This window comes from Sphingomonas sp. GW821-FHT10F11 (assembly GCF_058809095.1).
Genome location: NZ_JBXASH010000006.1, coordinates 227,601 through 253,383, shown reverse-complemented (window position 1 = coordinate 253,383; position 25,783 = coordinate 227,601). Strand labels below are relative to the sequence as shown.

The 25,783-nt window shown below is 65.8% G+C and carries 23 protein-coding genes; 7 read left to right on the top strand and 16 right to left on the bottom strand.

Features of this window, described 5'->3' with window-relative positions; all coding sequences use genetic code 11:
- The first annotated feature begins 94 nt into the window (after window positions 1–94).
- A complete protein-coding gene (hemA, locus tag AC1RT8_RS18275; protein ID WP_493077213.1) occupies window positions 95–1,339 on the top strand; it encodes a 5-aminolevulinate synthase in 1,245 nt (414 codons plus the stop codon).
- A gap of 298 nt (window positions 1,340–1,637) precedes the next feature.
- Here the strand turns inward: hemA and AC1RT8_RS18270 are convergent, their stop codons facing one another.
- The gene (locus AC1RT8_RS18270; protein WP_493077212.1) at window positions 1,638–3,650 is read right to left on the bottom strand and encodes a peptide MFS transporter; all 2,013 of its coding nucleotides are present in this window, start codon (window positions 3,648–3,650) and stop codon (window positions 1,638–1,640) included.
- 115 nt (window positions 3,651–3,765) lie between these two features.
- On the opposite strand from AC1RT8_RS18270, the gene AC1RT8_RS18265 reads away from it, so the two are divergent.
- Entirely contained in the window at window positions 3,766–4,341 is a 576-nt protein-coding gene (locus AC1RT8_RS18265) for a nitroreductase family protein (RefSeq protein WP_493077301.1), read from the top strand.
- Window positions 4,342–4,378: 37 nt separating this feature from the next.
- A complete protein-coding gene (locus AC1RT8_RS18260; protein WP_493077210.1) occupies window positions 4,379–4,735 on the top strand; it encodes a GntR family transcriptional regulator in 357 nt (118 codons plus the stop codon).
- A gap of 329 nt (window positions 4,736–5,064) precedes the next feature.
- Here AC1RT8_RS18260 and dinD read toward each other — a convergent pair whose 3' ends face one another.
- From dinD to AC1RT8_RS18245, 3 genes are all read right to left on the bottom strand, one after another.
- Complete coding sequence (gene dinD, locus AC1RT8_RS18255) at window positions 5,065–6,390, bottom strand: DNA damage-inducible protein D (RefSeq protein ID WP_493077208.1); 1,326 nt, start codon at window positions 6,388–6,390, stop codon at window positions 5,065–5,067.
- Entirely contained in the window at window positions 6,387–7,316 is a 930-nt protein-coding gene (locus tag AC1RT8_RS18250; RefSeq protein ID WP_493077206.1) for an IS1595 family transposase, read from the bottom strand. Before AC1RT8_RS18250 ends, dinD begins: the two co-directional genes overlap by 4 nt.
- Window positions 7,317–7,390: 74 nt before the next feature.
- The gene (locus AC1RT8_RS18245) at window positions 7,391–9,127 is read right to left on the bottom strand and encodes an acyl-CoA dehydrogenase family protein (RefSeq protein WP_493077204.1); all 1,737 of its coding nucleotides are present in this window, start codon (window positions 9,125–9,127) and stop codon (window positions 7,391–7,393) included.
- A 43-nt stretch (window positions 9,128–9,170) separates the two neighbouring features.
- Between AC1RT8_RS18245 and AC1RT8_RS18240 the strand changes: the two genes are divergently transcribed.
- Both AC1RT8_RS18240 and aqpZ read left to right on the top strand, forming a co-directional pair.
- Window positions 9,171–10,226, top strand: coding sequence for an L-threonylcarbamoyladenylate synthase (locus AC1RT8_RS18240; RefSeq protein WP_493077202.1), 1,056 nt, complete (start codon window positions 9,171–9,173; stop codon window positions 10,224–10,226).
- A 65-nt stretch (window positions 10,227–10,291) separates the two neighbouring features.
- Entirely contained in the window at window positions 10,292–11,026 is a 735-nt protein-coding gene (gene aqpZ, locus AC1RT8_RS18235) for an aquaporin Z (protein WP_493077201.1), read from the top strand.
- Between the two features lie 46 nt (window positions 11,027–11,072).
- Here aqpZ and AC1RT8_RS18230 read toward each other — a convergent pair whose 3' ends face one another.
- From AC1RT8_RS18230 to AC1RT8_RS18210, 5 genes are all read right to left on the bottom strand, one after another.
- Complete coding sequence (locus tag AC1RT8_RS18230) at window positions 11,073–13,226, bottom strand: TonB-dependent receptor (protein WP_493077199.1); 2,154 nt, start codon at window positions 13,224–13,226, stop codon at window positions 11,073–11,075.
- A 112-nt stretch (window positions 13,227–13,338) separates the two neighbouring features.
- Window positions 13,339–14,055: a phosphatase PAP2 family protein gene (locus tag AC1RT8_RS18225; protein WP_493077198.1), complete on the bottom strand. Its 717-nt coding sequence runs from the start codon at window positions 14,053–14,055 to the stop codon at window positions 13,339–13,341.
- Window positions 14,056–14,062: 7 nt separating this feature from the next.
- On the bottom strand, window positions 14,063–14,650 hold the full coding sequence (locus AC1RT8_RS18220) for a TetR/AcrR family transcriptional regulator (protein WP_493077196.1): 588 nt from the start codon (window positions 14,648–14,650) through the stop codon (window positions 14,063–14,065).
- On the bottom strand, window positions 14,650–16,299 hold the full coding sequence (locus AC1RT8_RS18215; protein WP_493077194.1) for a sulfatase-like hydrolase/transferase: 1,650 nt from the start codon (window positions 16,297–16,299) through the stop codon (window positions 14,650–14,652). The genes AC1RT8_RS18220 and AC1RT8_RS18215 overlap by 1 nt, the downstream gene beginning before the upstream one ends.
- An 11-nt stretch (window positions 16,300–16,310) precedes the next feature.
- The gene (locus AC1RT8_RS18210; protein WP_493077193.1) at window positions 16,311–16,691 is read right to left on the bottom strand and encodes a DUF4345 family protein; all 381 of its coding nucleotides are present in this window, start codon (window positions 16,689–16,691) and stop codon (window positions 16,311–16,313) included.
- Between the two features lie 115 nt (window positions 16,692–16,806).
- Between AC1RT8_RS18210 and AC1RT8_RS18205 the strand changes: the two genes are divergently transcribed.
- Window positions 16,807–17,901, top strand: a complete 1,095-nt coding sequence (locus tag AC1RT8_RS18205) for an MBL fold metallo-hydrolase (protein ID WP_493077191.1) — start codon at window positions 16,807–16,809, stop codon at window positions 17,899–17,901.
- Complete coding sequence (locus AC1RT8_RS18200) at window positions 17,898–19,658, top strand: arylsulfatase (protein WP_493077190.1); 1,761 nt, start codon at window positions 17,898–17,900, stop codon at window positions 19,656–19,658. The genes AC1RT8_RS18205 and AC1RT8_RS18200 overlap by 4 nt, the downstream gene beginning before the upstream one ends.
- Before the next feature lie 27 nt (window positions 19,659–19,685).
- Here the strand turns inward: AC1RT8_RS18200 and AC1RT8_RS18195 are convergent, their stop codons facing one another.
- The 7 genes from AC1RT8_RS18195 to AC1RT8_RS18165 form a co-directional block, all read right to left on the bottom strand.
- Complete coding sequence (locus AC1RT8_RS18195) at window positions 19,686–20,336, bottom strand: 2-hydroxychromene-2-carboxylate isomerase (RefSeq protein WP_493077188.1); 651 nt, start codon at window positions 20,334–20,336, stop codon at window positions 19,686–19,688.
- Window positions 20,333–20,746 carry a DUF1330 domain-containing protein gene (locus AC1RT8_RS18190; RefSeq protein ID WP_493077186.1) on the bottom strand — a complete coding sequence of 138 codons (414 nt, stop codon included), beginning with the start codon at window positions 20,744–20,746 and terminating at the stop codon, window positions 20,333–20,335. Before AC1RT8_RS18190 ends, AC1RT8_RS18195 begins: the two co-directional genes overlap by 4 nt.
- Window positions 20,743–21,663 (bottom strand): haloalkane dehalogenase, encoded by a 921-nt coding sequence (locus tag AC1RT8_RS18185; protein WP_493077185.1) that lies wholly within the window; start codon window positions 21,661–21,663, stop codon window positions 20,743–20,745. The genes AC1RT8_RS18190 and AC1RT8_RS18185 overlap by 4 nt, the downstream gene beginning before the upstream one ends.
- A 56-nt stretch (window positions 21,664–21,719) precedes the next feature.
- Complete coding sequence (locus AC1RT8_RS18180; RefSeq protein ID WP_493077184.1) at window positions 21,720–22,520, bottom strand: formylglycine-generating enzyme family protein; 801 nt, start codon at window positions 22,518–22,520, stop codon at window positions 21,720–21,722.
- 233 nt (window positions 22,521–22,753) lie between these two features.
- Window positions 22,754–24,004, bottom strand: a complete 1,251-nt coding sequence (locus AC1RT8_RS18175; RefSeq protein ID WP_493077182.1) for an adenosylmethionine--8-amino-7-oxononanoate transaminase — start codon at window positions 24,002–24,004, stop codon at window positions 22,754–22,756.
- Window positions 24,001–24,624, bottom strand: coding sequence for a dethiobiotin synthase (gene bioD / locus AC1RT8_RS18170; RefSeq protein WP_493077180.1), 624 nt, complete (start codon window positions 24,622–24,624; stop codon window positions 24,001–24,003). Before bioD ends, AC1RT8_RS18175 begins: the two co-directional genes overlap by 4 nt.
- Entirely contained in the window at window positions 24,621–25,745 is a 1,125-nt protein-coding gene (locus AC1RT8_RS18165; protein ID WP_493077178.1) for an 8-amino-7-oxononanoate synthase, read from the bottom strand. The genes bioD and AC1RT8_RS18165 overlap by 4 nt, the downstream gene beginning before the upstream one ends.
- Between the last annotated feature and the right edge of the window lie 38 nt (window positions 25,746–25,783).

Here is a 25,783-nt window from a genome sequence, read left to right as displayed (position 1 = left end):
GCTAAGCGGGCCACCTCTTTTTCCACCGGTTCGGGCACATCTTGGGTACGTAAAACGCTGGAAATCCCTGGCGCCGCGCGCTAGTGCGGCGGGCATGGAAGCGGACGGAACGGCGCTGCGGGGAGTGGATTACTCGCGCATCTTCACCCAGGCGATTGACCGCCTGCATGTTGAGGGCCGTTATCGCGTCTTCATCGACATCCTGCGCAACAAGGGTGCGTTTCCGAACGCGCGCTGCTTTGCCGGGCATAACGGGCCGAAGCCGATCACGGTGTGGTGCTCGAACGACTATCTCGCCATGGGCCAGCATCCAGCGGTGATCGCCGCGATGGAAGAGGCGCTGCACGATGTCGGCGCGGGTTCCGGCGGCACGCGCAATATCGGCGGCAACACACATTACCATGTCGATCTGGAGGGCGAACTCGCCGATCTCCACGGCAAGGAAGGCGCGTTGCTGTTCACCTCGGGCTATGTCTCGAACGAGGCGACGCTTGCGACGCTTGCCAAGATCCTGCCGGGCTGCATCATCTTCTCGGACGAGATGAACCATGCCTCGATGATCGCGGGCATCCGCAATTCGGGCTGCGAGAAGCATGTCTTCCGCCATAACGATCTCGATCACCTGGAGGAGCTGCTCGCCGCGGTCGATCCGGCCGCGCCGAAACTGATCGCGTTCGAGAGCGTCTATTCGATGGAGGGCGATGTCGCCCCGATCGCGGCGATCTGCGATCTCGCCGACAAATACAGCGCGTTGACCTATCTCGACGAAGTCCATGCCGTCGGCATGTACGGTGCGCGCGGCGGCGGCATCTCGGAGCGCGACGGCGTGGCCGACCGGCTGACCATCATCGAGGGCACGCTGGGCAAGGCGTTCGGGGTGATGGGGGGGTACATCACCGCCGACCAGACGATCATCGACGTGATCCGCTCCTATGCGCCGGGCTTCATCTTCACCACCTCGCTGTCGCCGGTGCTGGTCGCCGGCGCGCTGGCGAGCGTGCGCCACCTCAAGGCCTCTGGTGTCGAGCGCGAGGGCCAGCAGGCCGCAGCGACCTTGCTCAAGGGCATGATGGCCGAGGCGGGCCTTCCGGTGATGAACTCGACCACGCATATCGTGCCGCTGATGGTCGGCGATCCGGTCAAGGCCAAGAAGATCAGCGACATATTGCTCGCCGAGTACGGCGTGTACGTCCAGCCGATCAATTACCCGACGGTGCCGCGCGGCACCGAGCGGCTGCGCTTCACCCCCGGCCCCGCCCATGACGAAGCGATGATGCGCGAGCTGACCGGGGCGCTGGTCGAGATCTGGAGCCGGCTGGACCTGCGCAAGGCCGCCTGAGCGTCCAACATTTCCGACGATTCGCGGTTTCAATTTTTTTACCGCTGTTATGTTGGATTTCTGGCCCGGAATCCGGGCCTGTTTCCAAAGACTTGAACGGTGCTTTCCCTGTTACCGCATAACAGGGGAAAATCGCCGGCTTTCGCGCGAAAACCCCGCTGTTTTTACCGCTGTTCCGGCGGAAAAACCGTCCAACATTTTCATGATGTCAAAGAGCCGGACAGGGCGCGTGTGTTTCCTGTCCGGCTCAAGCGTGCGGCAATCGCACGATGGGTTGAATCGAGGAGCGAGACGGCCGTCAGGTGACCCCGTGCATCCACTTCTTCAGCGGCCAGGAGAGCAGCAGGAGGAGCAGGCCAAGCCCGATCGCGATGTAGGAGATCGTCGTGAACACGCCGGTATAGGTCTCCAGGCTGACCTTGAGATTGGTCACCTGCCCGCCGACCGTCTCGACGCTCGCCACCTGCGCCACCGCGCCGGCGACATATTGCGCGACCGAGATCGACAGGAACCACACGCCCATCATCATGCCGACGATCCGCGCGATCGACAATTTGGTGATCATCGACAGCCCGACCGGCGAGATGCAGAGTTCGGCGATCGAATGGATCAGGTACAGCCCGGCGAGCCAGGCCATGCCGACCTTGAAATCGCTCCCGACGAACTGGGTGCCCCAGACGAGAAACAGGAAACCCGCGCCGACGCCCATCAGCGCGATGGCGAACTTGATCGGGATCGACGGTTCCAGCCCCCGCCTCGCCAGCGCGTTCCACAATACGCTGAAGATCGGCGCGAAGATGACGATGAACAGAGCGTTGAAGATCTGGGTCTGCCCGGCCGGCATGACATAGACCGCTTCGCTGCCGAACCCGTGCGTGCGGGCGACGTGCATGCCGATCAGGCCGGCCACGGCGACCACGGCGAAGCCGATGGCCAGGATGCGCCGCGTCTCCGCCTGCTCGCCCGAGGCGAAGAACCAGAAGCCGAGCCAGGCGACGCCGCCGATCACCACCGCGAAGAACAGATAATAGGTGAACGGCATGGCCTGGAACATCGCGAACAGCGGCGCGGTCCAGCCGATCTCCAGCACGGTGTTGCGCGCGGCGAACAGGGTCAGCGAGGATCCGGCCTGCTCGAACAGGGTCCAGAACACCACGTTGAAGATGATCAGCACCATCGCCGCCATCATCATCTGGAATTCGGCCTTGCTCCCCTTGATGAAGGACCAGATCAGGATGGCGGGCACACCGAGCAGGAAGGTGCCGAACAGCGCCTTGCCCATGATCGGCAGGTTGAGGACATAACCGATGACGCCCGATCCTTCCGGCGGCGCGACATAGTTCATCAGGTTCCAGAACAGGAAGATGACCAAAGGCACGGTGACGAGCGCGCCGCCATAGATCCACCAGTCGCGGTCGGTCGGCGCGTCGTCCGGGCGCTCGCCATAGCCGGTAAGCCGGCCGCCATCGAACTGGAACAGCAGCCAGGAACAGGTCATGCCGACCGCGGCAAGGCCGAAGCCGGCCCACCAGCCCACGCCTTCGGCGAGGATCGGGCAGAAGAATTGTGAGATCAGCGAGCCGAGATTGATGCCCATATAGAACATCGTGAATCCGGCATCGCGCCGGCGGTCGCCGCTTGCATAGAGTTCGCCGACCATGGTCGAGATGTTCGGTTTGAAGAAGCCGTTGCCCACCGTGACGAGCGACAGACCGAGCAGCATGATGAACACGAAGAAGGATGAGCGCTCGCCGTCCGACTTGAAGCCGTTCGGCGCAATCTTGCGTACCTCGTGCCCGTCCGTCGCCAGCAGCGAGACGCTCTTGTCGTCATTGCCGCGGATCTGAAGCTTCTGCCCATGATCGATCAGGAACTGCTTGCCGGCATCGCCCTTGCCTTCGACGACGACCTCATAACGCTGGCCGTCGATCGTCGCGAAGGGCGTCGCGCCGCTGCCGCCGAAGCAGAGCGTGAAATAACCGACCGCCATCATGATCGCGCCGAATTTCACGGTGCGTTTGGAGCCGAGATACTGGTCGGCGATCAGGCCGCCGATCAGCGGCGTCAGATAAACGAGCGCGGTGAACCCGCCATAGATGCCGGTCGAGGTCTCGTCGTTGAACAGGAAATGATTGGCGAGATACAGGGTGAGGATCGCCCGCATGCCGTAATAGCCGAAGCGTTCCCACATCTCGGTGGTGAACAATCGCTTGAGTTGCGGGGGGTGCCCGAACCAGACGGCGTCGCTTGCCGGGTTGACATGGGTGATATCCGGCTCTCGCGGGCTGTCCGCGGTCGGGGTGTCCACCATTTTTTGTTCGCTCCCTCAATAACTTCCCGCCGTCGAGTGCGGCGGTGCTGATGGAACGAACCTAGCGGCATCCGCCGGGGTGTAAATACGCCGCCCGAGCCCCTAGATGGCGGCCATGTTCAACGACACCAGCAGCCCGCTCGCGCTCCTTTCCACCCGCCGCTCGGGCAAGCCTCGCGACCTCGTCGCGCCCGGTCCGGATCAGGCCCAGCTCGACCGGATCGTGGAGATCGCGGCGCGCACGCCCGATCATGGCAAGCTCGCGCCCTGGCGCTTCGTGGTGGTGCCGACCGATCGCCGCGATGCGCTGAGCGAGCTGATCGTCACTGCCTATCGCGCCGAACGCCCCCAGGCCTCGCGGCTCGAGATCGAGGCGATGGACCAGTTCGCCCGCCAGGCACCGGCCCTGGTGGTCGTGCTGTCAGCGCCCAGGCCCGAAAGCCATATCCCGCTCTGGGAGCAGGAGCTGTCGGCCGGGGCTGCCTGCATGAACCTGCTCCATGCCGTGCACGCCAGCGGATTCGCCGGCGGATGGCTCACCGGATGGCCCGCCTATAATGATTCGGTGCGCGACGCCTTTGGTGCCGCGCCGGAAAAAATCGCGGGATTCGTGTTCATTGGCACGCCGTCAAAGCCGCTTGATGAGCGTCCGCGTCCGGAATCGGACAAAATCGTCCGATATTGGACATAGCATTGGACTCAGGGGGTAATTGGTGTATTATTGCACCATGACAGCCCTGAACAGCGAAGACAGCCCCGTTTACATCAAGCTGCGCGGCACGATTTCCGCCGCGATTCTGCGCGGCGACTTTCGCGCGGGCGACCAGCTTCCTTCGGTTCGCGCGCTCGCGGCCGAGCACGGCGCCAACCCGCTGACGGTGGCCAAGGCCTATCAGAGCTTCCAGGACGACGGCTATGTCGAGGTCCGTCGCGGCGTCGGCATGTTCGTGCTGCCGGGCGCGGCCGAAAAGCTCCGCCTCGCCGAGCGCGATCATTTCATCCGCGAAAGCTGGCCGCGCATCCGGGCGCACATCACCCTGCTCGGCCTCGATGCCGGGGAATTGCTGGAACGCGAAGAGGCGTAACATCTTCCACCCCCCCCTTCAGGGAAGGGGCCTATATACGTGTGTGACCCGACGCGTTCGCATATCCCCGCATTTCGTTGAGCAAGTTGCGACACGCGGCGTCCTCCGTCGGGAAGGTTTGCAGCCCGGTTTCTAGCCCGCGCTCGGCATAGAAGGTTTCCCAGACTCTGCCGTTCTGGCGAACGACGAAGCACTCGGAGGGGATGTCGGATGGGTCACAGAGCATATCCGCTCGGAGACCTTCGAGCTTCATTTGCTCGACAAGTTGCTCTCTCGTCATGCGCGCCCGACTACCACGAAAAAGCCCGGCGGGTTAGGCCGGGCTTCTCTTAGTTCCGGAAATACTCTCGCACGAAATCGAGGCCCTTGCGGGTGATCTTGAAGCCGCCCGGCACATCCTGCGCGTAGCCATGATAGATGAAGTTCGTTTTCGCGGTCTTGTGCGACTTGAGGTTGCGGACGATCTGCGAAAATTTGGAGTCCTTTCGGCTCGCGTTCGCCGCCGTGTGATCATCGGACAAGTGAATGTAGGAGGGCATCTCGGCGATCAGTTCCGCGGTGCTGATTTCGCCGTTTGGACGTATGGACATGATCAGCAGAGCGTATTTCCAAAGGTCCGCCCTCAGATCGATTTCGACCGGGTCAGACGCCTTAGGCTGAGGTGGCAATTGCGCCGCTCGCTCCTGTGGAGTGGCATGGCGAAGGCGCTGCTGCTTGCGCTCTAGCGCGGCGATCTTTTTCACATTCTCGGCGACGGGAAGGTCTTCGGGCATGATGCCGCTGAGTTCCCTCATCGTCTCCCTGACTTTAAGCCCCACCTCATAGTGAGCCGTGCAGGCCGCTTCACTTCCGCGAATGCCCTTGCTGCGCAACCTTTCCTCTGTCTGCGTGATGCGAAACAGGTTCGCTGCGAGTTCCGTACTGCCCATATGGTCAAGAATCTGCGCCTTCTCAGGCAGCTGCTTGTAGGAGCGGACTTCGTCCATATTCCGCCCGCCATAAAGGCCTTGATACCCACGGTTATAGAATTTGCCGAACCCCGTATTTTGAACGCCGGCACCCTTCGCGGCCTTGGCTAACAGCTTGTTCTGCTCAACGACCTGATTGCGAAGGTAAAGCCGCTTCTGATTCTCCGTCAGAGCGCCAAAATCGACGTCATTTTCGTCGGCCAGTTCCTGCCGCCGCGTTTGTATAGCGAAGTAGTTTTGCGCGAAGCTGATCGGACGCTTTCGCGGATCGCCATTCTGGGCGATCAGGTAGCACGCGTAGCGATCCAGGTGGATGTTATCGACCTCGCGCTTTCCGCCTTTTCCGATCTCGATCATGTCGGTGACGTCAACAAAATGATCATTCGGATCGAGGCGCATCTGGCGGCAAGCCGTTTTCGCTTTCTCCACGATGGCGACGAAATTTCGATAATCCGCATAGCCAAGCAGGGGCGCGAGTTCGCGCGCAATCCAAAACTGGTTGCCTGTTTCCGTTTCACGAGCGGCAGCCTCGAAAGCATTCAACAAGGTATCGATTGTCTCTTCCGGCACGTCTGCAGTGACGAGCGCTGTAACCTCGTTGGGGTCGGTTTGCGCCACTCGCGCCATGGCCTCCTCAAAGTCGAAATTTGCGAAAACGCTATCCTCATCGTCTTTGGGGCCGCTCATGCGATCAGATCCTTATAGGTCAGGCGACCCGAGGTCTGATCAAGCAGGGTGTTGACCCGATCCCCCTCTCCAATGTCGCGGAGGTTGAAGCGCCAAGTCACCTCGGCAACGTATCGGTTGAGGTGCTTCGGGGTCACGAAATGGTGGATGCCGATGATCTGACGCTTGAGCAGCGACCAAAAGCCTTCGATGCTGTTCGTATGGACGTCGCCAAGGCGATACTCGCCCGCGCTGTGGCGCACTACGCCATGCTTGAAAGTGCGGCCAAGGTGACGATAGCCCGCATGTTCGTCGGTCGAGACGAGCGTTGCGGAAGGCGCAACGAACTCATGTACGAAGCGGTCGAGGGTCCGCGTGTCAGTCCGCGCGACTACCGTTGCAACGGCCTTCCCGCCGCGTTGGATTGCACCAACCACAGCCGTCTTGCCAGAGGTGCCCGGACCGTTCTTCGGATCGCCCTTGTGACGATTAGCAGCCTTGCCACCAACGTAGGTTTCATCAACCTCAACCTCGCCTTCCAGCGGGCGGTTGAACGACTGCGTACGAGCGGCGTAGCGCAACCGGTGCAGCATAAGCCAAGCCGTCTTTTGCGTAACGCCAAGGTCTTTCGCGAGCGTCGTGCTGGCGATGCCTTTCTTGTGTGAAGTGATCAGCCAAATCGCCAGCATCCAAGTGCGGAGCGGAATCTTGCTGTCCTCGAAAATCGAGCCGACCTTGATGCTGAAACGCTTACGGCAATCACCGCATTTGTGGGTGCGCTGGTCCGAAAAGTGATAGACCTTGAGGGAGCCGCAATGGGGGCAGAACGCGCCATTGCGCCACCGGATCGACGTGAAGTGATCTATGGCAGCCTGCTCATCGGGAAGCGCCTGCATCAACTGGAGCAGGGTTTCGAATTGCTGCTTCTTGGGGGCGTTCGTGCTCATGCGCCCTTCTGACATTCAAATCAGATTGGGTCAAGTAGGTATATAGGCCCCTCCCCTGAAGGGGAGGGGCTTTATCAGGCCGCGAACACGTCTGCCGGCACCGAATACAGCACCTCAGCCTTCGCCATGGCCGCCGCCTTGAGGCCCATCGCCTCGGGCAGGATCTGCTCGACATAGAAGCGCGCGCTGGCGGCCTTCATCGCCAGGAACGCCGGATCGCCGCTCGCGTCCGCCGCTGCGCGGCCCTGCCGCTCCATCAGCCAGCCGCAGACCGCGGTCGAGAGCATGGTCAGGAACGGATAGCTCGCCGCCAGCCGGTCGTCGGCATCGCGGCGCATCAGATCCCGGCCGATAGTGTCGCACGCGTCGACCAGCGTTATCAGGCCTTCATCCTTCGCCTCGGCCCGCATGTCGGCGATCAGCCGCGCGAACACGCCGCCCCCCTTACCATCGGCGCCGAGCCCCAGCTTGCGCCCGACCAGATCGGCCGCCTGGATGCCGTTGGTGCCCTCATAGATCGGCGTGATCCGCGCATCGCGGAAGAACTGGGCGGCGCCCGTCTCCTCAATATAGCCCATGCCGCCATGCACCTGGATACCGATCGAGCTGACCTCACAGCCGATATCGGTGCCATGCGCCTTGGCCAGCGGCGTGAGCAGTTCGAGCCGGTCCTGCGCGCCCGCCTCGCCGATCGCGGCACGGTCGACATGGCCGGCGGCGAAATAGACCAGCGCCCTCGCCGCCTGGGTCTGCGCCTTCATCCGCATCAGCATGCGGCGGACATCGGGGTGCTCGATGATCGCGACGCTCTCGCGGCTGGGCGATCCCGCGCGCGGCGACTGGATGCGTTCCCGGGCATAGGCCACCGCCGCCTGGGTCGCCGCTTCGGCGACCTGAGCGCCCTGCAGCCCGACATTCAGCCGCGCATTGTTCATCATCGTGAACATCGCGCGGATGCCGCCATATTCGCCGCCGATCAGCTCGCCCACGCAATCGTCATGGTCGCCGAAGCTCAGCACGCAGGTCGGTGAGGCATGCAGCCCCATCTTGTGCTCGATCGACACGACACGGACGTCGTTGAACGCACCTGGATTGCCCTCCGCGTCGAGCCGGTATTTGGGCACGAGGAACAAGGAGATGCCCTTGGTCCCCGGCGGCGCGTCGGGCGTGCGGGCGAGCACGAGATGGACGATGTTGGGCGCCATGTCATGGTCGCCGAACGAGATGAAGATCTTGGTGCCCTTGATGCTCCAGGTCCCATCGCCGCGCGGCTTCGCCTGGGTGCGCAGCGCGCCGACATCCGATCCCGCCTGGGGCTCCGTCAGGTTCATCGTGCCGGTCCAGGCGCCGGTCGCGAGGTGCGGGAGGTAGAGCGCCTGTTGCTCGGGGCTGCCATGATGGATCAGCGCCTCGATCGCGCCGACCGTCAGGGTCGGGGCGAGCGCGAGACCCATATTCGCAGCACCCAGCGTGTCGAGCACCGCCGTCTGGATCGCGAAGGGCAGGCCCTGGCCGCCATAAGCCTCGGGCACGCCGATCGTGCCCCAGCCGCCCTCGACATAGTCGCGATACGCCTTGCCGAAGCCCTCGGGCATGACGACGCCATCGGGCGTCCATTTCGCGCCGACGGTATCGCCCTCGCGCAGCAGCGGCGCCCATTCGCCCGCCGCGAAATCGCCGATCCCCTCCAGCACCGCCTCGACGACATCCTCGGTCGCGGCGCCGAAGCGCTCGGAATCGGCCAGCGTGCCGATGCCGACGACATGGTCGAGCACGAAGCGCTGGTCGGCGGTGGGGGCGGTGAAACTCATGATATTTCTCTTCCTGCGGTCGCTCGGGCTATAGCCCCGCGCGATGACCGTGCAAAACCCGCCAGTCCAGACCCGGACCTTACCCTACGGCGAGGCCGCGATCGCCGAAGCCGCCGCCATGATCGCCGCGGGTGGGCCGGTCGCGATTCCGACCGAGACGGTCTACGGCCTCGCCGCCGACGCGACCGATTCGCGCGCGGTCGCCGGTATCTATGCCGCCAAGGGCCGGCCGAGCTTCAACCCGCTGATCGTCCATGTGCTCGACCGCGCGGCGGCGGAGAAGATCGCGACGTTCGATGCGGCGGCGAATGCGCTGGCTGACGCCTTCTGGCCAGGGCCGCTGACCCTGGTGCTGCCGCTTCGGCCTGACGCGGGGATCGCCCCGCTGGTGACGGCGGGGCTCGATACCATCGCGATCCGCGTACCGGCGCACCGCGCGATGCGCTCGTTGCTGGAAGCGACGGGCAGGCCGCTCGCCGCCCCGTCCGCCAATGCCAGCGGATCGATCAGCCCCACGCGGGCGGAGCATGTGCTGGCGAGCCTGGGCGGGCGGATACCGTTGATCGTCGATGACGGGGCGACCGAGGCGGGGCTGGAGTCGACCATCGTGATGACGAGTGGCGGCGTGCAGGTGCTGCGCCCTGGCCCGATCACGGCTGAAGCGATCCACAATACCTTCACCGGCGAAGGCCGGGGCCCAGTTACGATGACCTCCGATACTGGGCCAGCGTCGGGTCGGATCGTCCCCCGGACGATCCTTGAGCATGCGGGGCATGCTCAACCCGACGCTCCTTCGCCGGGGAAGGGGCAAGTAATTTCGCCAGGCCAGCTCGACAGCCACTACGCCCCGTCCAAACCCCTGCGCATCAACGTGTCGTCTCCCGCCTCCGACGAATGGTCGATCGGATTCGGTTCCATCTCCGGCGACGACAGCCTGTCCGAAACAGGCGATCTGACCGAAGCCGCCGCCGCCCTGTTTTCCGCCCTGCACCGGGCCGACGCCTCGGCGAAACCGCGCATCGCCGTCGCGCCGGTCCCGCAAACCGGGCTCGGTGTCGCCATCAACGATCGCCTGCGCCGCGCCGCGCACCGGGACTGATCTCTTTACGCCGTCGCAACGGCCGCTAACCTCCTTCGGTACGACTCGTACAGGAGAGGAAGACCATGGTGACGAACACGCAGCGGGGGCTCGCGGAGTTTCTCGGTACCTTCTGGCTCGTCTTTGGCGGCTGCGGCAGCGCAGTGCTGGCGGCGGGCTTTCCGGAAGTCGGCATCGGCTTTGTCGGCGTTTCGCTCGCCTTCGGCCTGACCGTGCTGACCATGGCCTATTCGATCGGCCATATCTCGGGCTGCCATCTCAACCCGGCGGTCACGCTCGGCCTGTGGGCCGGCGGGCGCTTCTCGGGCAAGGACATTCCGCTCTACGTCATTACCCAGGTGCTGGGCGCGACGGTCGCGGCCTATCTGCTCTATTTCATCGCCAGCGGGGCGCCGGGCTTCACCCTGCCGGCCAACGGGCTCGCGGTGAACGGCCTCGAATCGCTGTCGCCCGGCCATTATTCGCTGGTCGCCGGGCTCACCATCGAGGTCGTGCTGACCTTCTTCTTCCTGCTGGTGATCATGGGGTCGACCGACAGCCGAGCACCCGCCGGCTTCGCGCCGATCGCGATCGGCCTCGCGCTGACCCTGATCCACCTGATCAGCATCCCGGTCACCAACACCTCGGTGAACCCGGCGCGCAGCACCGGCCCGGCGCTGGTGGTCGGCGGGCTGGCGCTGCAGCAACTCTGGTGGTTCTGGCTCGCGCCGATCGTCGGCGGTGTGCTGGGCGGGCTGGCGTACAAGACGCTCGGCGCGGACGCGTCGAAGAAGCCGCCGATCGAAGGCGAAGCGCTCTGATCCGTCCCCTCCCTGGTCAGGGAGGGGAGTCAGGCGGTCTCCACCGCTACAGGCTGAACTTCAGCGTCGCACGGATATCGCGGCCGGCGAGCGGCGCGAAATCCTTGAGGAAGCTTGCCGAGCGGCGCGCATCGACATCGAAGATGTTGTTGGCGCTGATCGTCACCATGGTCTTGTTGCCGGGGCCGAACGGCTTGATGCCGACCGTGGCGTTGACCATCGTATAGCCGTCGGTCGGCGTCTCGAACGCAGCGATCCGGTTCTGATCGAACACATGCTCGACCTCGACGCGGCCGTTGAGCGTATCGCCCTGCGCCTCGATCCCGCCCAGCACGCGTGCCGGCGGGATACGCGGCAGCGGACCCTGGTCGACGATCGAGGCATGGACATAATCGCCCAGCACATCGGCGTTGATCTTGTAGCCGCCGATCAGACCCAGCAGCACCGACGCCTCGGCCTCGACGCCATAATAGGTCGCGTCGGTCTGTTGCGACTGGAAACAGGGGAATTCCACGGTGCGACCGCTCGGCGCGGCGGCCGCCTCGCACACGGATTGTCCGACCTGGACCTCGGCAATGTAGTTGGTGAAGCGGTTATAATAGGCCGAAGCGTCGAAGCTGTAGCCATTGCCATGCGCGTGCAGCGTGCCTTCCAGGCCCCAGCCCTTCTCCAGCTTGAAGTCGGGATTGCCGAGTTCATAGGCCTGGGTGCCGGCATGCGCGCCATTGGCGAACAGTTCCTCGGCGGAAGGCGCGCGCTCGGTGCGCGACAGGTTCAGGCCGATCCGCACTGCGTCGCTGATCCCGTAGGAGGCGCCGATCGATCCCGACAGCGCCTCGAAATGCCGCTGCCCGGCGAAGAAGCGCTCATCGCCCAGCGGTGTCCGCGCCGCGACGTCGGTCAGCTCGTACCGAAGCCCGCCTTCCGCCTTGAGCGCGCCGAAATCGAGCTGCTGCAAGGTGAAGAAACCGGTCTGGTTGGTCTCGTTCTTGGGCAGGAAGGCCTCGTCGCCGACCACGTCGAACACGCGGTTGAAATATTGCACGCCCGATGCGCCGAGCCACGCGCCCTTCCTGGCCTGGACCAGTTCGAGCCGCGCCTCGGTGCCATTATTGTAGAAGGCGGTGCCGATCGCGCCGTCGGGTTCCAGCTCGAAATGGCGATAGGTCGCGTGGCCTGCGCGAAGGCGGATCTTGTCGAGGAAGCCGCCGCCGGTGTTCACCTCGCCGCGCAGGTCGAACCGGTTCTGCACGATGTCGAGCCGCGGTGCCTCCTGGCCCTGGTCGGGCAGGGTCGCATAGCGGATCGGCACGCCGTACAGGCTGTCATAATGGCTGTAGGAGATGCCGAGGCTGCCGGTGTCGGTGATGATCGAGGCGCCGACGCCCGCGGTCCAGGTCTCGGCCGCCGAATTGGGCAGGGTCCCGCGGATCGCTGCATTGGCGGCATAGTCGATCGGGTCCTCGCCGGGCACGGGTGCCGCCGGCGGAAGCTGGCTGGTGGCGATCGCTTCCTGCCGGCGCTGCGCGGTCAACGCATAGCCGCCGATATGGAGGTCGTCGCTCTTCGACCAGGACCCGTCGGCATGCAGCACGAGATGCTCGCCGATCGCCACATCGCCGGCGAGGCCGCCCGAACGCTCGTTCGCGGCCGAGCCGTAGGTGGCGATCCCGTCGAGCCGATAGCCCTTGGCCGGAATCGCGCGCGGAATGCGCGTGTCGATCACATTGACCACACCGCCGACCGCCGAGGACCCGAACAGCAGGGCGGAGGGGCCACGCAGCACCTCGATGCGCTCGGCCAGCAGTGGGTCGATGATCACCGCATGATCGACCGAGGTGTTGGAGACGTCGATCGATCCGATGCCGTCGGTCAGCACGCGCACGCGCTCGCCCTGGAAGCCGCGCAGGATCGGGCGCGACGCGCTGGGGCCGAACGAGGTGGCGGAGACGCCTGGCTGCTTCGCCAGGGTCTCGCCGATCGTCGGCTTGAGGTCGCGGGTCAGTTCCTCGCCGCTCACCACGGAAGTGCCCGACAGCACATCGGTTTCGCTCTGCCGGAATGGCGCGGTGACGATCACGTCATGCCCCTGATCGGCCTGGGCTCCGGCGCCGTCGGGTGCCGAAGGTCCGTTCTGCGCAAGGGCTGGCCCGGCGATCATCAGGGCGGTACCCGCGAACAGAGCGATCTTCAGCGTCATGGCATACTCCAACCGGGTGTTGTGCAGCGCAATATATATGATGTTATAAGGTATCAATGCGGTTCGTCGCCACGAACGCACGCTTCGCCGACGAACGGATGCTACAGCGCCGTTACGCGCCAGTCAGATGGACGGACACGCCCGCGCGCCTGAGCCGCGCCCAGGCGCCGAGCGCCCACCAGGCCAGCGCCCAGAGCGTTCCGAAACTCCATCCGGCGATCACGTCGCTCGGCCAATGCACGCCGAGATAGACCCGGCTGAAGCCGATAGCAGTGACCAGCAACGCGGCCACGATCAGGATATAGAGGCGCGCGCGCCGCTCCTCGACGATCTGGATGATCAGCGAGGCGATGGTGAGGTAGATGATCGCACTGTTCGCGGCATGGCCGCTGGGGAAGCTCGCCGAGGTGACCTGGACGAGATGGTCGGTCAGCGCCGGGCGGGCGCGGCCGATCAGGGCCTTGGCCATAGCGACGGCGATCGATCCGCTGATCGTCCCGCCCAGCACCAGCCAGAAGGTCAGCCAGTGGCGCTGCACCGCAAGGAACCCGGCGACGATCGTCACGATCACCACCAGCGCGGTCTCGCCGCCCAAGGCGGTCACGTCGATCATCGCCTGTTTCAGCCAGAACGGGCCGATCGGCGCGCCGTGCATCGTGCCGCCGCGCATCGCGAGCAGGATGCTGCTGTCGAAACCGAACTGCCAGCCGCGGTCGATCAGCGTGCCGATCAGGCCCAGGATCAGGACCGCCAGGGCCACCGCGCCGGCGCCGATCAGCAGCCAGGGGGGATGGCGGATATCGTCGGGAAGAGGGGCGCCGGACGTCACCCGTCCATCACTGGCGGGGTTCGGCCAGCCGATCAACCTGGGCGCGTACCACCGCCTCGGCTTTCCGGGCCGAAAGCTTCTGGTCCATGCGCAGCCGCTGCCATGTTTCGAAGCTCAGCAGCAGGTCGATCGCCTCGAAGGTCAGCGCGTCGCCGGCGATCTCGTCCGGCAGGATCGATTTCAGCTTGGCCCGCATGAAGGCGAGCGTGCGGGCATGCTCGGCCTGGATCGTCGCGGATTCGTGCCGGTGGGCATCGGCCGCGCGCTTGAACGGCATCAGCTTCTCATAGGTGGTCAATCGCCGGTCGGTCGTCTCGGACAGCTGCCCGCGCCACTCGCTCGATTTATACGGGACGAGCCACATCTCGTAATTGCGCGCCAGCCGCGCGGTCATCGCGGCGTAAAGGCTCTCCATGTCCTTGAAGTGGCGGAACACGCTACGCAGGCCAACGGCGGCGCGTCCGGCGACCTGTTCGGCGCTCGGGGTGATCTGCCCCTCGGCGACGAGCGCCAGCATCGCCTCCACGATCTTGTCGCGGCTCGATTCCGATCGTCTCCTGCGCCCGTCGGCGGACCGTCCCTCGTCTTCAGCCATCAATTCGCCCAGTAGATATAGGCCTCGCCCGGTTTGGGTCTGGTGCCCAGTGGTCGGTCGATAGCGATCGGCGACCGGATCAGCGATGGCCAGGCAGGCTTGATGCTCTCTTTATCATGTTTTGCGAGCAATGCCTGCAATCGTGCGACGAGCGCGGGTTGCTGCGCGGCGACGTCGTGCTGCTCGGTCGGATCGGCCTTGAGATCGAACAGCAATGCCTTGCGCGGCAAGTCGAGCATCTGCAGCTTCCAGTCGCCGTCGCGCACCACGCGGTAGGCGCCGTCGCGCCAGAACAGGGTCTGATGCGGATTGCCTGCCTGCCTGCCCTCGACGAACGGCAGCAGGTCTACCCCATCGACCGCGCGGTCGCGGGGCATGGGAATTCCGGCGGCCTTGCCGGCGGTCGCGAAGATGTCGAAATGGCTGACCGGCCCGGCGATCCGAGTCCCCGGCCTGATCTGTGCCGGCCAGCGCATGAAGAACGGCACCTTCACCCCGCCTTCGAAGAAGGTCGCTTTCCAGCCGCGATAGGGCCGGTTGATGTCGGACAGGCCGATATAATGCGCCCCGCCATTGTCGCTGGTGAAGATCACCAGCGTGTTCTCGTCCAGCCCCTGTGCCTTCAGCTCGGCGGTCACCCGGCCGACCCCGCGATCGAGCGCCCGGATCATCGCCGCATAGACGCGGGTACGATGGTCGGCGATCTGCGGCACCGCGTCGTAATCGGCCTTCAGCGCCTGCAGCGGCGTGTGCGGCGCGTTATAGGCGAGATAGAGGAAGAAGGGCCGGTTGCGATTGGCCCGGATCGTGTCGACCGCCTGATCGGTCAGGTAATCGGTCATGTAGCGGTTCGGCCGGAACGGCGCACTGCCGTTATACTGGACGCTGAACGGCAGGTTCGCCCAGATATATTTGTCGATCGGGTCGAAATCCTGCTTGGCATTGACCGCGTTCGGGTCGTTCTCCGGCAGGAACATCTGCGCGCCGATGATGAAGCCGAGGCTCTCGTCGAACCCCTGGTCTTCGGGCCGCATCCCCCTGGCGCCGCCGAGATGCCATTTGCCCAGATGCAGCGTGTGATAGCCCTTGCCGCGCATCAGTTCGGCGATGGTCAGCTCCGATCCGGGCACGCCCTTGTCGTCGGCCGGCGGATCGTTCGGTGCCGCGTTCTCGTCGAAGATCGTGCGGTGCTCCCAGCTTGTCGGGAAGCCGGCGATGGTGCGCGCGAAGCGGGTGTCGGTGGGGGTGAACTCGAACCCGAACCGGGTCGGATAGCGTCCGGTCATCAGCGCGGCGCGCGACGGTGCGCAGGTCGCATTGCCGGCATAGCCATCGGCGAAGCTGACCCCGTCCCGCCCCAGCGCATCGATATTGGGCGTCTTGAGCAGGCCGCCCGCGACACCGCCGCCGTTGAAGCTGATATCGTTATAGCCGAGATCGTCCGCGACGATCAGGATCACATTGGGTGGGCGCTTGTCCGCGGGCACCTGCGGTCTGTCCGGCCCCTTCTGCCAGGCGACCGGATGATTGGGATAGACATGCGGCGACATCCATCCGGCGAGGTGGAGCAGCACATAATCCCTGGCGAGATAACCGCCGACCAGCAGCAGCGCGACCGTCCCGAGCAGGATCTTCAGCCAGGTCTTCATGGATCGATCCCTCAGCGCGGCGTGGAGAGGATGCGGCGCCCCGCCAGCAGGATCGCGATCATTGCCGCCTCGGCGATCATCGGCTCATGCGCGGTCGATGATGCCCCGTCCACGGCAAGGCCGACGCAGCGCCCGAGCAGCGCGATGGCAAGCAGCAGCAACGGCACGGCCAGCGGCTCGGCGCGCCCGCGCCATGCACCGTACAGCGCGAAGACGCCGCCCGTCACGAAAAAGGCAGTGAAGTCGGCCCGCATCGTCGCCAGGCCCTGGATACCGGCGGGCAGCAGGAAGAATTTGGCGCCGAGGCGCGAAGGATCGGCCAGAAAGGCAAGCCCGATGGCCAGGTTGAACAACCCGACCAGCGCGATCGCGGCGCGAATCGTCGTCCGCATGACGGCCTCTCCCCTGTTTCGCCGCACCGTATCAGCCGCGTCGGCCTTTGCAACGTTTCGGCATTGATAATGCCATTATCCGGGCGCATCGTCGGGCAAAGGGAGAGAGATGTCGATGCGCCGACCTTGGAAATGGGTGCTGGCAGGCCTTGTCCTGCTGGCCGCCGCGCTCCTGGGCGTGAAGCTGTTCCAGCGGCAGATCGGCTCGGCATTGCTCGAGCGTGCGGTCGAGCAGCGCGTCGGCCGCGATTCGACCGTGGGGCTTCCCGACGGGCTCCATGTCGCCTTGTGCGGCACCGGCTCGCCCCTGCCCGATCCTAGCCGGGCCGGGCCCTGCACATTGGTGATCGCGGGCAAGCGCATCTTCCTGGTCGATGCAGGCGAAGGCGGCGGGAAGAACATCGTCCAGATGGGTATTCCGCCAGGGCGGATCGAGGCCTTGTTCCTCACCCATTACCATTCCGACCATATCGACGGCCTTGCCCAGATCCTGTTGCTGCGCTGGTCGGGCAGTTCCTGGCGGACGCCCTTGCCGGTCCATGGCCCGGCCGGCGTCGAGGGCGTGCTGGCGGGACTCCGCACGGCTTATGCGCTCGATACCGGATACCGCATCGCGCACCACGGTCCGAAGATCCTACCGCCTTCGGGCGCGGGTGGAACGGCTTTGCCTTTCGTATTGCCGGCGGTCGGACAGGGCGACAGCGTGGTGCTGGTCGATGACGGCGGGGTGAAGATCACCGCCTTTCGGGTCGATCACCGGCCGGTCGATCCGGCGGTCGGCTATCGTTTCGACTATAAGGGCCGCTCGGTCGTGCTGAGCGGCGACACTGCGCCGTCGCCGACCCTGGTGGCCGCCGCGAAGGGCGCAGACGTGCTGGTGCACGAGGCGCTCCAGCCCAGGCTCGTCGCCCTGTTGACCAAGGGGCTCGAGGCGCGGGGTCAGGCCAATATGGCGCAAGTCACCCGCGACATCATCGATTATCACTCTACACCCGAACAGGCGGCGCAGGCTGCGAAGGCGGCCGGGGTACGCTATCTGATGCTCAACCATATCGTCCCGCCCATGCCGATCCGCTTCGCCTATCCCGCCTTTCTCGGCGATGCCGGTCGCTATTATGACGGTCCGATCACCGTCGGCGAGGACGGCATGATGCTCAGCCTGCCCGCCGGCAGCCACGACGTGACCCTGACGCGGCTGATCGACCGGTGAAGCGTGCCTTCCTGCTTGCGGCGCTCGCGCTCGCCTCCGGCGCCTCGGCGGCGGAGCAGAAGCGCCCCAATATCGTCATCCTGCTCGCCGACGATTGGGGCTTCAGCGATGTCGGCAGCTTCGGCAGCGAGATCCGCACCCCCAATATCGATGCGCTGGCGGCCGCGGGGGTGCGTTTCTCTAACTTCCACGTCGCCGGCACCTGCTCGCCGACGCGGGCCATGCTCCAGACCGGGGTCAGCAACCACCGCGCCGGCCTCGGCAACATGCCCGAGACGATCCCGCCCGAGCATGTCGGCAAGCCGGGCTACGACACGGTGCTCAACAATCGCGTGGTGACCCTGGCCAGCCTGTTCCGCGATGGCGGCTACCGCACCTATCTCACCGGCAAATGGCATCTCGGCCGCACGCCGGACAAGCTGCCCACCGCGCGCGGCTACGACCACGCCTTTTCGCTGGGCGATGCCGGCGCCGACAATTTCGAGCAGCGCCCGATCGAGGGCCTCTACGACACCGCCGACTGGACCGAGGACGGCAAGCCGGCAACCCTGCCCAGGGACTATTATTCCTCGCGCTTCGTCGTCGACAAGATGATCGACTATATCGATCGCGGGCGACCCGGCGGGAAACCCTTTTTCGCCTCGATCAACTTTCTTGCCAACCATATCCCGGTCCAGGCGCCCGACGCGTATATCGCGCGCTACCGCACCGCCTATCAGGGCGGCTGGACTGCAATCCGTGCCGCGCGGCGAGACAAGGCGGCGGCGCTCGGTATCATCCCCGCCGGCACGCCGATGGTCACCATGGCCAGCACGCGCGACTGGAACGCGCTCCCGCCCGAGGAACGCGCGGCGCAGGCCCGCGCCATGGCCGCCTATGGCGGCATGGCCGAGGCGGCGGATGCCGAAATCGGCCGGCTGGTCGCGCATCTCAAGGCGACCGGCGACTATACCAACACCGTCTTCGTCTTCCTGTCGGACAATGGCGCCGAACCGACCGATCCGATGGCGACCTGGCTAAGCGCGCTGAACAGCCGCGTGCATTATGATCTCGCGCCGGAATCCCAAGGCCGGCGCGGCTCCCTCACCGCGATCGGTCCAGGCTGGGCGAGCGCCGCGGTGGCACCCTTGCGCGGCTATAAATTCTCCGCGACCGAAGGGGGGCTGCGCGTGCCGCTGATCATGGCCTGGCCGGGCAATCCGGCGATGAAGGCTGGCACGATCGCCGGCCGCTTCGCTTATGTGACGGATATCGCGCCGACGCTGCTCGCGCTCGCCCGGGTCCCCGGTCATGGCGGCAGCTATCGCGGCAGGCCGGTCGAGCCGATGACCGGCGCGAACCTCTGGCCCGTGCTGAGCGGTGCGACCGACAGCGTCCATCCGGCCGATCAGGCGATCGGCTATGAACTGTCGGGCAATGCCGCGGTGTTCCGTGGCGACTACAAGCTGGTCAAGAATCTGCCGCCGACCGGCACCGGCGAATGGCATCTCTACGATATCGCCCGCGATCCCGGCGAGACGCGCGACCTGGCGGGGGCGATGCCGACGCTCTTCAAGGCGCTCCAGGCCGATTACGCGATCTTTGCGAAACGCGATCAGGTGTTGCCGATGCCCGCCGGCTATACCGCCGAGGCGCAGATCAACCGCAACGGTTTCAACAAGAATGTGCGGCCGAAACTGCTTCAGTTGCTGGCGGCGATGCTGGCGCTCGGCGCGCTGGCAACGGGTGCGGTGTGGTGGTGGCGGAGGCAAGCGTGACCCTCCCCGTGCGAGGATCGGGAGGATTCAGCGCTTCTCCAAGCCCCGTTGCTCCATCCGCCATTTGAGCTGATCGAACCGGTCCTGCCCGAAAAAGGGTTCGCCCGCGAACACCATCAGCGGCACGCCGTAATGCCCGCCCGCCCGCTGCGCGTCCTGATTGGCCTCGACCACCGCGACATGATGGTCCGGGTCTGCCGCTACCGCCGCGTCCATCTCCGCCAGGTCGAGCCCGGCGCGTTCCGCCGCCCGAGCGAGATGCTCGCCGAGGTGCCAGTCGGTCACCGCTCCGCCCCAGATCAGCCGGCTGACCTCGTCGAGAAAGGCCAGCCCGCGCCCGCGCTCCGCCGCTGCCACGCCGAGATGCGTCAGCCGGTGGATATAGGGCTGCTCCTTCGGATAGGTCCGCGTCGCCATGTCCATCCTGACCGGATCGGGCGAGGCCCAGCGGAACGGCAGCCCCAGGAATTCGGCGCTGCGACCGATGTCGCGCAGGAAATAGGTCACCCAGAGCGGATCGTTATTGGCGAAGAAATCCGGCTGCCGCACCGCGATCGGATAAACCGGGCGGACCACCGCCATGACGTCATGGTCCCGTTCGAGCGCGACCAGCCGGGTCGTCACCAGATAGGAATAGGGCGACCGGAACGACCAATAGAGGTCGTAGGACAGCGTCATCCGCCGATCGCCTTGGTGCGGATGTTCAGCTGTCCGGCAAGGCCGGCGACCCGATGCTTCTCGATCGCCTGATAGTCGGGCGACGCCACCATCGCCGCCATCGCCGCGCGCGACGGATATTGGGCAAGCGCGACCATGTCCCACAGCTCGTCCATCTCGCCGAGCATCAGTTCGGTGACGTCGCCCGCATAGACCGATCGCGCGCCGACCGACGCCAGGCACGCCTGCACCGCGGCGCCGTAACGCCGATAGGCATCGCGCCCGCTCAGTTCGGGTTCGGCGCCGTCGGGATATTCGGCGCGCTCCCTGAACTTCAGCAGGTTGATCATCACGAACGGTCCGTCCTCGACCCCGCCGAAAAAGGCGGCCGCCTGTTCGGCGCCGGGGAACACGGCGTTGGTCACGTTCATGCGGCGATCTCGGCCGGCCGGTGCCGCACGAAGGAATCGATCAGCGCGCACAGCGCCTCGGGCTTGTCCTCCTGCAGGAAATGCCCGGCATCCTTGACGATCACGTGCAGCTGGTCGCGCGCGCCGGGAATCCGCTCGATGAAGATCTTCTCCCCGCCGCGGGTCACGGCGTCATTGTCGGCAAAGGCGGTCAGCACGGGCCGGTCGAACTTTTCGAGCACGGCCCAGGCGGCACGGTTCTCGGCGACCGAAGGATGGTCGGGCGTCACCGGCACCAGCGTCGGGAACTGCCGCGCCCCTTCCTTGTAGCGTTCGTCGGGGAAAGGCGCGTCATAGGCGGCGATCTCGGCCGGGCTCAGTTTGCGCGTGGTGCCGCCATTGACGATGGCGCCGACCGGGAAAGCCGGCACATTCTGGCTGAAGGCCAGCCAGGCATCGAACCCGGCGGAGGAGCCGGTGCCGACCGGCAGCCCGGTATTGGCGACCACCAGCCGCGCGAAACGATCGGGAAAGGCAGCGACCAGCCGCAGCCCGATCAGCCCGCCCCAATCCTGGCAGAACAATGTCACCTCGGTCAGGTCGAGCGCGGTCAGCCAGGCGCTCATCCAGGCGACATGGCGCTCATAGCTGTAATCGGTGCGATCGGCCGGCTTGTCCGACTTGCCGAAGCCGATCAGGTCGGGCGCGATCACCCTGTAGCCGCGCGCGATCAGCCCCGGCACGAACTTGCGGTAGAGATAGGACCAGCTCGGCTCGCCATGCATCAGCAGCACGACCGGCGCATCGGGATGGCCCTCGTCGAGATAGTGGACACGCAGATCGGTGCCGTCGGTGTCGGTGACGGTCAGATAATGCGGCGCGAACGGATAGTCGGCCAGCCCCGCGAACCGCTCCTCCGGAGTCCTGAGCACCCGCATGTCGACTCTCCTGCCGTATATATTGGCAGTATGAGTGTCATATCATGGCGATGGGGTCAATGACGCGGCGATACCGGCCGGTCGGCGACGAGGCGTACCCCGATATGGTCGGTGCCCAGCCCGCGTTCCTGGAACTGGCGCGCGGCGGGGCGATAGCGCGCGCAATAATTGCCGGCGCAAAGATAGGAGCCGCCCTTGATGACGTGCATGTCGCCCTGCGGCCCTCCGGGGTCGCTGGTCCATTCCCAGACATTGCCGATCATGTCGTAGAGGCCGAAAGCATTGGGCTTGAAGCACCCTACCGGCGCCCGGCCCTTGTATCCGTCGAGCGCCAGGTCGCGCTGGGGAAAGACGCCCTGATAATAATTGGCCTGGGGGCGGCCCTCGCCATCGACCGGCTCGGGCAGCGCCTTTTGCCCGGCGCGTGCGGCATATTCCCATTCGGCTTCGGTCGGCAGGCGCTTGCCCGCCCAGCGCGCATAGGCCTCGGCATCCTCGAACGCGATCTGCACCACCGGCTCCCGATCGCGCCCGGCGATCGACTCGGCCGGCCCCGAGGGGTGCCGCCACTGCGCTCCGACCGACCAGCGCCACCAGCGCGGATCGTCCTGGCTCGGCACGCTGAACACGGCGGATCCCGGCACCAGCATCTCGGGTGGCGCGCCGGGCAATTTGGGCGGATCGCGCTCGGCCATGGTCCTGTACCCCGTCGCCTTCACGAAGGCGGCGAACTCGGCATTGGTCAGCTCATGCGTATCGATCCAGAAGGGTTTGACCGAGACGGTGCGCGGCGGCCCTTCCTCGCGATAGAGCGGGTCGTCGCCCATGGTGAAGCTGCCGCCGGGAATGGCGACCATCGGGGTGCGGGAGAGATCGGCACAGACCGATGCGGGCTGTTTCGATGTGCAGGCGGTGGCCAGTAGTGCTACCGATAGTGCCGGAAGCAACAATCGTCGCCACACTTTCCCACCGTCACCCCGAACTTGTTCCGGGGTCCACGGTGCCGCACACCCATCATTTCGGCTCTTGCGGAACAGTGGACCCCGGAACAAGTCCGGGGTGACGACGTGGTTTGGGCATCGCACATCCATCACCCAACCTCACACGCCTCAGCGATCGCAGCATAGATCAGGTCCAGATCCCCGTCGTCGATGCAGTAAGGCGGCATGACATAGACAGTGTTGCCGAGCGGCCGCAGCAGCAGGTCCCTGTCCCGGAAAAACGCAAGCAGCCGCGGCCCCATCGACGACAGATAATCGCTCGTTTCGTCGACGATCTCGATCGCCGTGATCGTGCCGATCTGCCGCGCATTGAGCACCGCCGGCAAAGCGGCGATCGCCGCAAGCCGCACCCGCTGCCGCTCCACAAGATCGCCGATCCGCTCCAGCACCGGCTCCTCGCGCCAGATGGCGAGATTGGCGTTGGCCGCGGCGCAGGCGATCGGGTTCGCCGTGTAGCTCGATGAATGGAAAAACATTGTCGCCCGGTCCTGCGACCAATGCGCGTCGTAGATTGCCTCGCTCGCCATCGTCACGGCGAGCGGCACCGCGCCGCCGGTCAGTCCCTTCGAGAGGCACAGGATATCGGGCACGATCCCGGCCTGTTCGCACGCCAGCAACGTGCCGGTGCGCCCCCAGCCGGTCATCACTTCGTCGGCGATGAACAACACGCCGTGCCGCGCGCAGATCGCGCGCATTTCGGCCAGCACCCGGGCGGGATAGATCAGCATGCCGCCCGCGCCGAGGATCAGCGGCTCGACGATCAGCGCGGCTGGCTTGGCGTGGCAAGCAGCTTCCAGTTCATCGAGCGTATCCTGCTCGCGGCCCGCAGCCGGAAAGGGCAGGGTGCCGACATCGAACAGCAAGGGCGCATAGGCCCGGTTGAACACGCCGCGCGCACCGACCGACATCGCGCCGATCGTGTCGCCATGATAGCTGTGCTCCATCACCAATATGCGGTGCCGGGGTTCGCCGCGATTGGCCCAGAAACCCAGCGCCATTTTCAGCGCGACCTCGACGCTGGTCGATCCCGAATCCGAGAAGAAGACGCGGGTCAGCTCGGCGGGCATGATCTCCCGCAACCCCCGCGCGAGCGTCTCGGCCGGCTCGTGAGTCCAGCCGGCGAAGATGATCTGGTCGAGCTTGCCCGCCTGTTCGGCGATGGCGGCCATGATGCGCGGGTTGCGATGCCCGTGAGTCGTCACCCACCAGGAGGAAATGGCATCGACGATCCGCCGCCCGTCCTCGGTATAGAGCGCCGCGCCCTCGGCATGCGTGACGAGCGGGATCGGCTCGCCCAGCCCGTGCTGGGTGAAGGGATGCCAGACCGGCGACCCCTTCACCGGAAGTCCGCCGGATCGAAATGGGAGGCGAAGGCGGCGGCGAGGGTGCCCGCGTCGAGCGGTGTCAGATGCGGCAGCCGGCCGAGCCGTTTCACTCCGCCGATCCGGGCGATGGTCGCCTCGCTATGTTCCACCGCGTCGCCGGTGAACGCTACGCCCAGGATCGGCACACCCCGAGCGCGCAGCGCCTCGATCGACAACAGGCTGTGGTTGATCGTGCCGAGCGCCGTCCGCGCGACCAGCACCACCGGTAGCGCCCAGCGCGCGAACAGATCGGCAAAGACCAGGTCGCCGGCCACTGGCACCAGCACCCCACCCGCGCCCTCGATCACCAGCGGCCCGCCCGTCGGCGGCACCAGCCGCTCGAGATCGATCGTCACGCCGTCGATCTCGGCCGAGCGATCGGGCGAGCAAGGGGTGGTCAGCCGATAGGCCTCGGGCAGGATGAACTCCGGCGCCAGTCCGCTCAGCCGCGCGACGGTCGCGGCATCGCCGCCCTCGTCCAGCCCGGCCTGGACCGGCTTCCAGTAGGAAGCGCCCAGCGCGCCCGCCAGCGCTGCGGCGAACACGGTCTTGCCGGCATCGGTATCGGTCCCGGTGACGACGATCCGGGCGGTCACCCGAGCGCGTCCGCAATCGCGCCGGCCAGCGCGTCCACATCCGCCGCCGTCAGGTTGAGTGTCAGCGAGATGCGCAGTCGCGATGTGCCCTGCGGTACCGTCGGCGGCCTGATGCCGCGTACGTCGAATCCGGCCGCCTGCACCGCGGCGGCGACCCGCATCGTTCGCGCATCGTCGCCCAGCACCAGCGGAAGGATCTGCGATCCGGTCGGCGCGACGCCGCAGCGTTCCAGCGCGCGCTCGGCGGCGCCGACCAGCGCCCACAACGCCGCGCGCCGTTCCGGTTCGTCGGCCAGGATATGCAGGCTCTCGCGCACCGCGCTCGCCATCAGCGGCGAGGGCGCGGTCGAGAAGATGAAGCCGCGTCCGCGATTGACCAGGAAATCGCGCACCACGCGCGGGCCGCAGACCAATGCCCCCTCGCACCCCATCGCCTTGCCGCAGGTATGCAGGGAAATGAAATTCTCGCGCCCGTCGAGCGCCGTGGCGAGTCCCTGTCCGTGCTCGCCGAACACCCCGGTCGCGTGGGCCTCGTCGATCAGCAGCATCGCGTCGTGCCGCGCGCCCACCACCGCCAGTGCCTCGAGCGGTGCCCGGTCGCCGTCCATGCTGTAGAGACTCTCCACCGCGATCCACGGCCGCCCGGTGCCGCCGGCCCGGCGCCAGGCGGCAATGGCGGTCTCGAACGCGTCGGGATCGTTATGCGCCGCCGAGACGGCGTCCGCTCGGCTCAGCCTCATGCCCTCATGCGCGCTGGCATGGATCAGCGCATCATGGACGATCAGGTCGCCGCGCTGCGGCAGGGTCGCGAACAGGGTGGCGTTGCCGGTATAGCCGCTCGAGAAGAACAGCGCGGCCTCGCTCCCGAAGAACGCCGCCGCTTCCGCTTCCAGCGCTTCATGCTCCTCATGATTGCCGCGCAGCAGCCGCGATCCGCCCGATCCGACCGGCACGCCGCGCTCGACCGCCAGCGCCACCGCGCGTGCCAGGCGCGGCGAGGAGGCAAGCGCCAGATAATCGTTGGAGGAAACATCCACCCCGCGCCGCGGCACCAGCGTGCGCAACCGGTCCTGCGCGGCAAGCCGGGTCAGATCGTCTCCAAGGGTCTTGAGCGCCGACATCGGCCGCGCTCTAGCGCCATCGCACGACGATGACGATA

Bases quoted from the DNA above. Each gene is read 5' to 3' on its own strand.
- AC1RT8_RS18190 (WP_493077186.1), bottom strand. From the start codon at position 20,746: ATGAACGTGACCAACGCCGTGTTCCCCGGCGCCGAACAGGCGGCCGCC.
- AC1RT8_RS18260 (WP_493077210.1), top strand. From the start codon at position 4,379: ATGACAGCCCTGAACAGCGAAGACAGCCCCGTTTACATCAAGCTGCGC.
- AC1RT8_RS18210 (WP_493077193.1), bottom strand. From the start codon at position 16,691: ATGCGGACGACGATTCGCGCCGCGATCGCGCTGGTCGGGTTGTTCAAC.
- hemA (WP_493077213.1), top strand. From the start codon at position 95: ATGGAAGCGGACGGAACGGCGCTGCGGGGAGTGGATTACTCGCGCATC.
- AC1RT8_RS18240 (WP_493077202.1), top strand. From the start codon at position 9,171: ATGACCGTGCAAAACCCGCCAGTCCAGACCCGGACCTTACCCTACGGC.
- AC1RT8_RS18185 (WP_493077185.1), bottom strand. From the start codon at position 21,663: ATGCGGGTGCTCAGGACTCCGGAGGAGCGGTTCGCGGGGCTGGCCGAC.
- AC1RT8_RS18165 (WP_493077178.1), bottom strand. From the start codon at position 25,745: ATGTCGGCGCTCAAGACCCTTGGAGACGATCTGACCCGGCTTGCCGCG.
- AC1RT8_RS18250 (WP_493077206.1), bottom strand. From the start codon at position 7,316: ATGAGCACGAACGCCCCCAAGAAGCAGCAATTCGAAACCCTGCTCCAG.
- AC1RT8_RS18245 (WP_493077204.1), bottom strand. From the start codon at position 9,127: ATGAGTTTCACCGCCCCCACCGCCGACCAGCGCTTCGTGCTCGACCAT.
- dinD (WP_493077208.1), bottom strand. From the start codon at position 6,390: ATGAGCGGCCCCAAAGACGATGAGGATAGCGTTTTCGCAAATTTCGAC.
- AC1RT8_RS18220 (WP_493077196.1), bottom strand. From the start codon at position 14,650: ATGGCTGAAGACGAGGGACGGTCCGCCGACGGGCGCAGGAGACGATCG.
- AC1RT8_RS18205 (WP_493077191.1), top strand. From the start codon at position 16,807: ATGCGCCGACCTTGGAAATGGGTGCTGGCAGGCCTTGTCCTGCTGGCC.
- aqpZ (WP_493077201.1), top strand. From the start codon at position 10,292: ATGGTGACGAACACGCAGCGGGGGCTCGCGGAGTTTCTCGGTACCTTC.
- AC1RT8_RS18195 (WP_493077188.1), bottom strand. From the start codon at position 20,336: ATGACGCTGTCCTACGACCTCTATTGGTCGTTCCGGTCGCCCTATTCC.
- AC1RT8_RS18265 (WP_493077301.1), top strand. From the start codon at position 3,766: ATGTTCAACGACACCAGCAGCCCGCTCGCGCTCCTTTCCACCCGCCGC.
- AC1RT8_RS18230 (WP_493077199.1), bottom strand. From the start codon at position 13,226: ATGACGCTGAAGATCGCTCTGTTCGCGGGTACCGCCCTGATGATCGCC.
- AC1RT8_RS18180 (WP_493077184.1), bottom strand. From the start codon at position 22,520: ATGGTCGCCATTCCCGGCGGCAGCTTCACCATGGGCGACGACCCGCTC.
- AC1RT8_RS18270 (WP_493077212.1), bottom strand. From the start codon at position 3,650: ATGGTGGACACCCCGACCGCGGACAGCCCGCGAGAGCCGGATATCACC.
- AC1RT8_RS18215 (WP_493077194.1), bottom strand. From the start codon at position 16,299: ATGAAGACCTGGCTGAAGATCCTGCTCGGGACGGTCGCGCTGCTGCTG.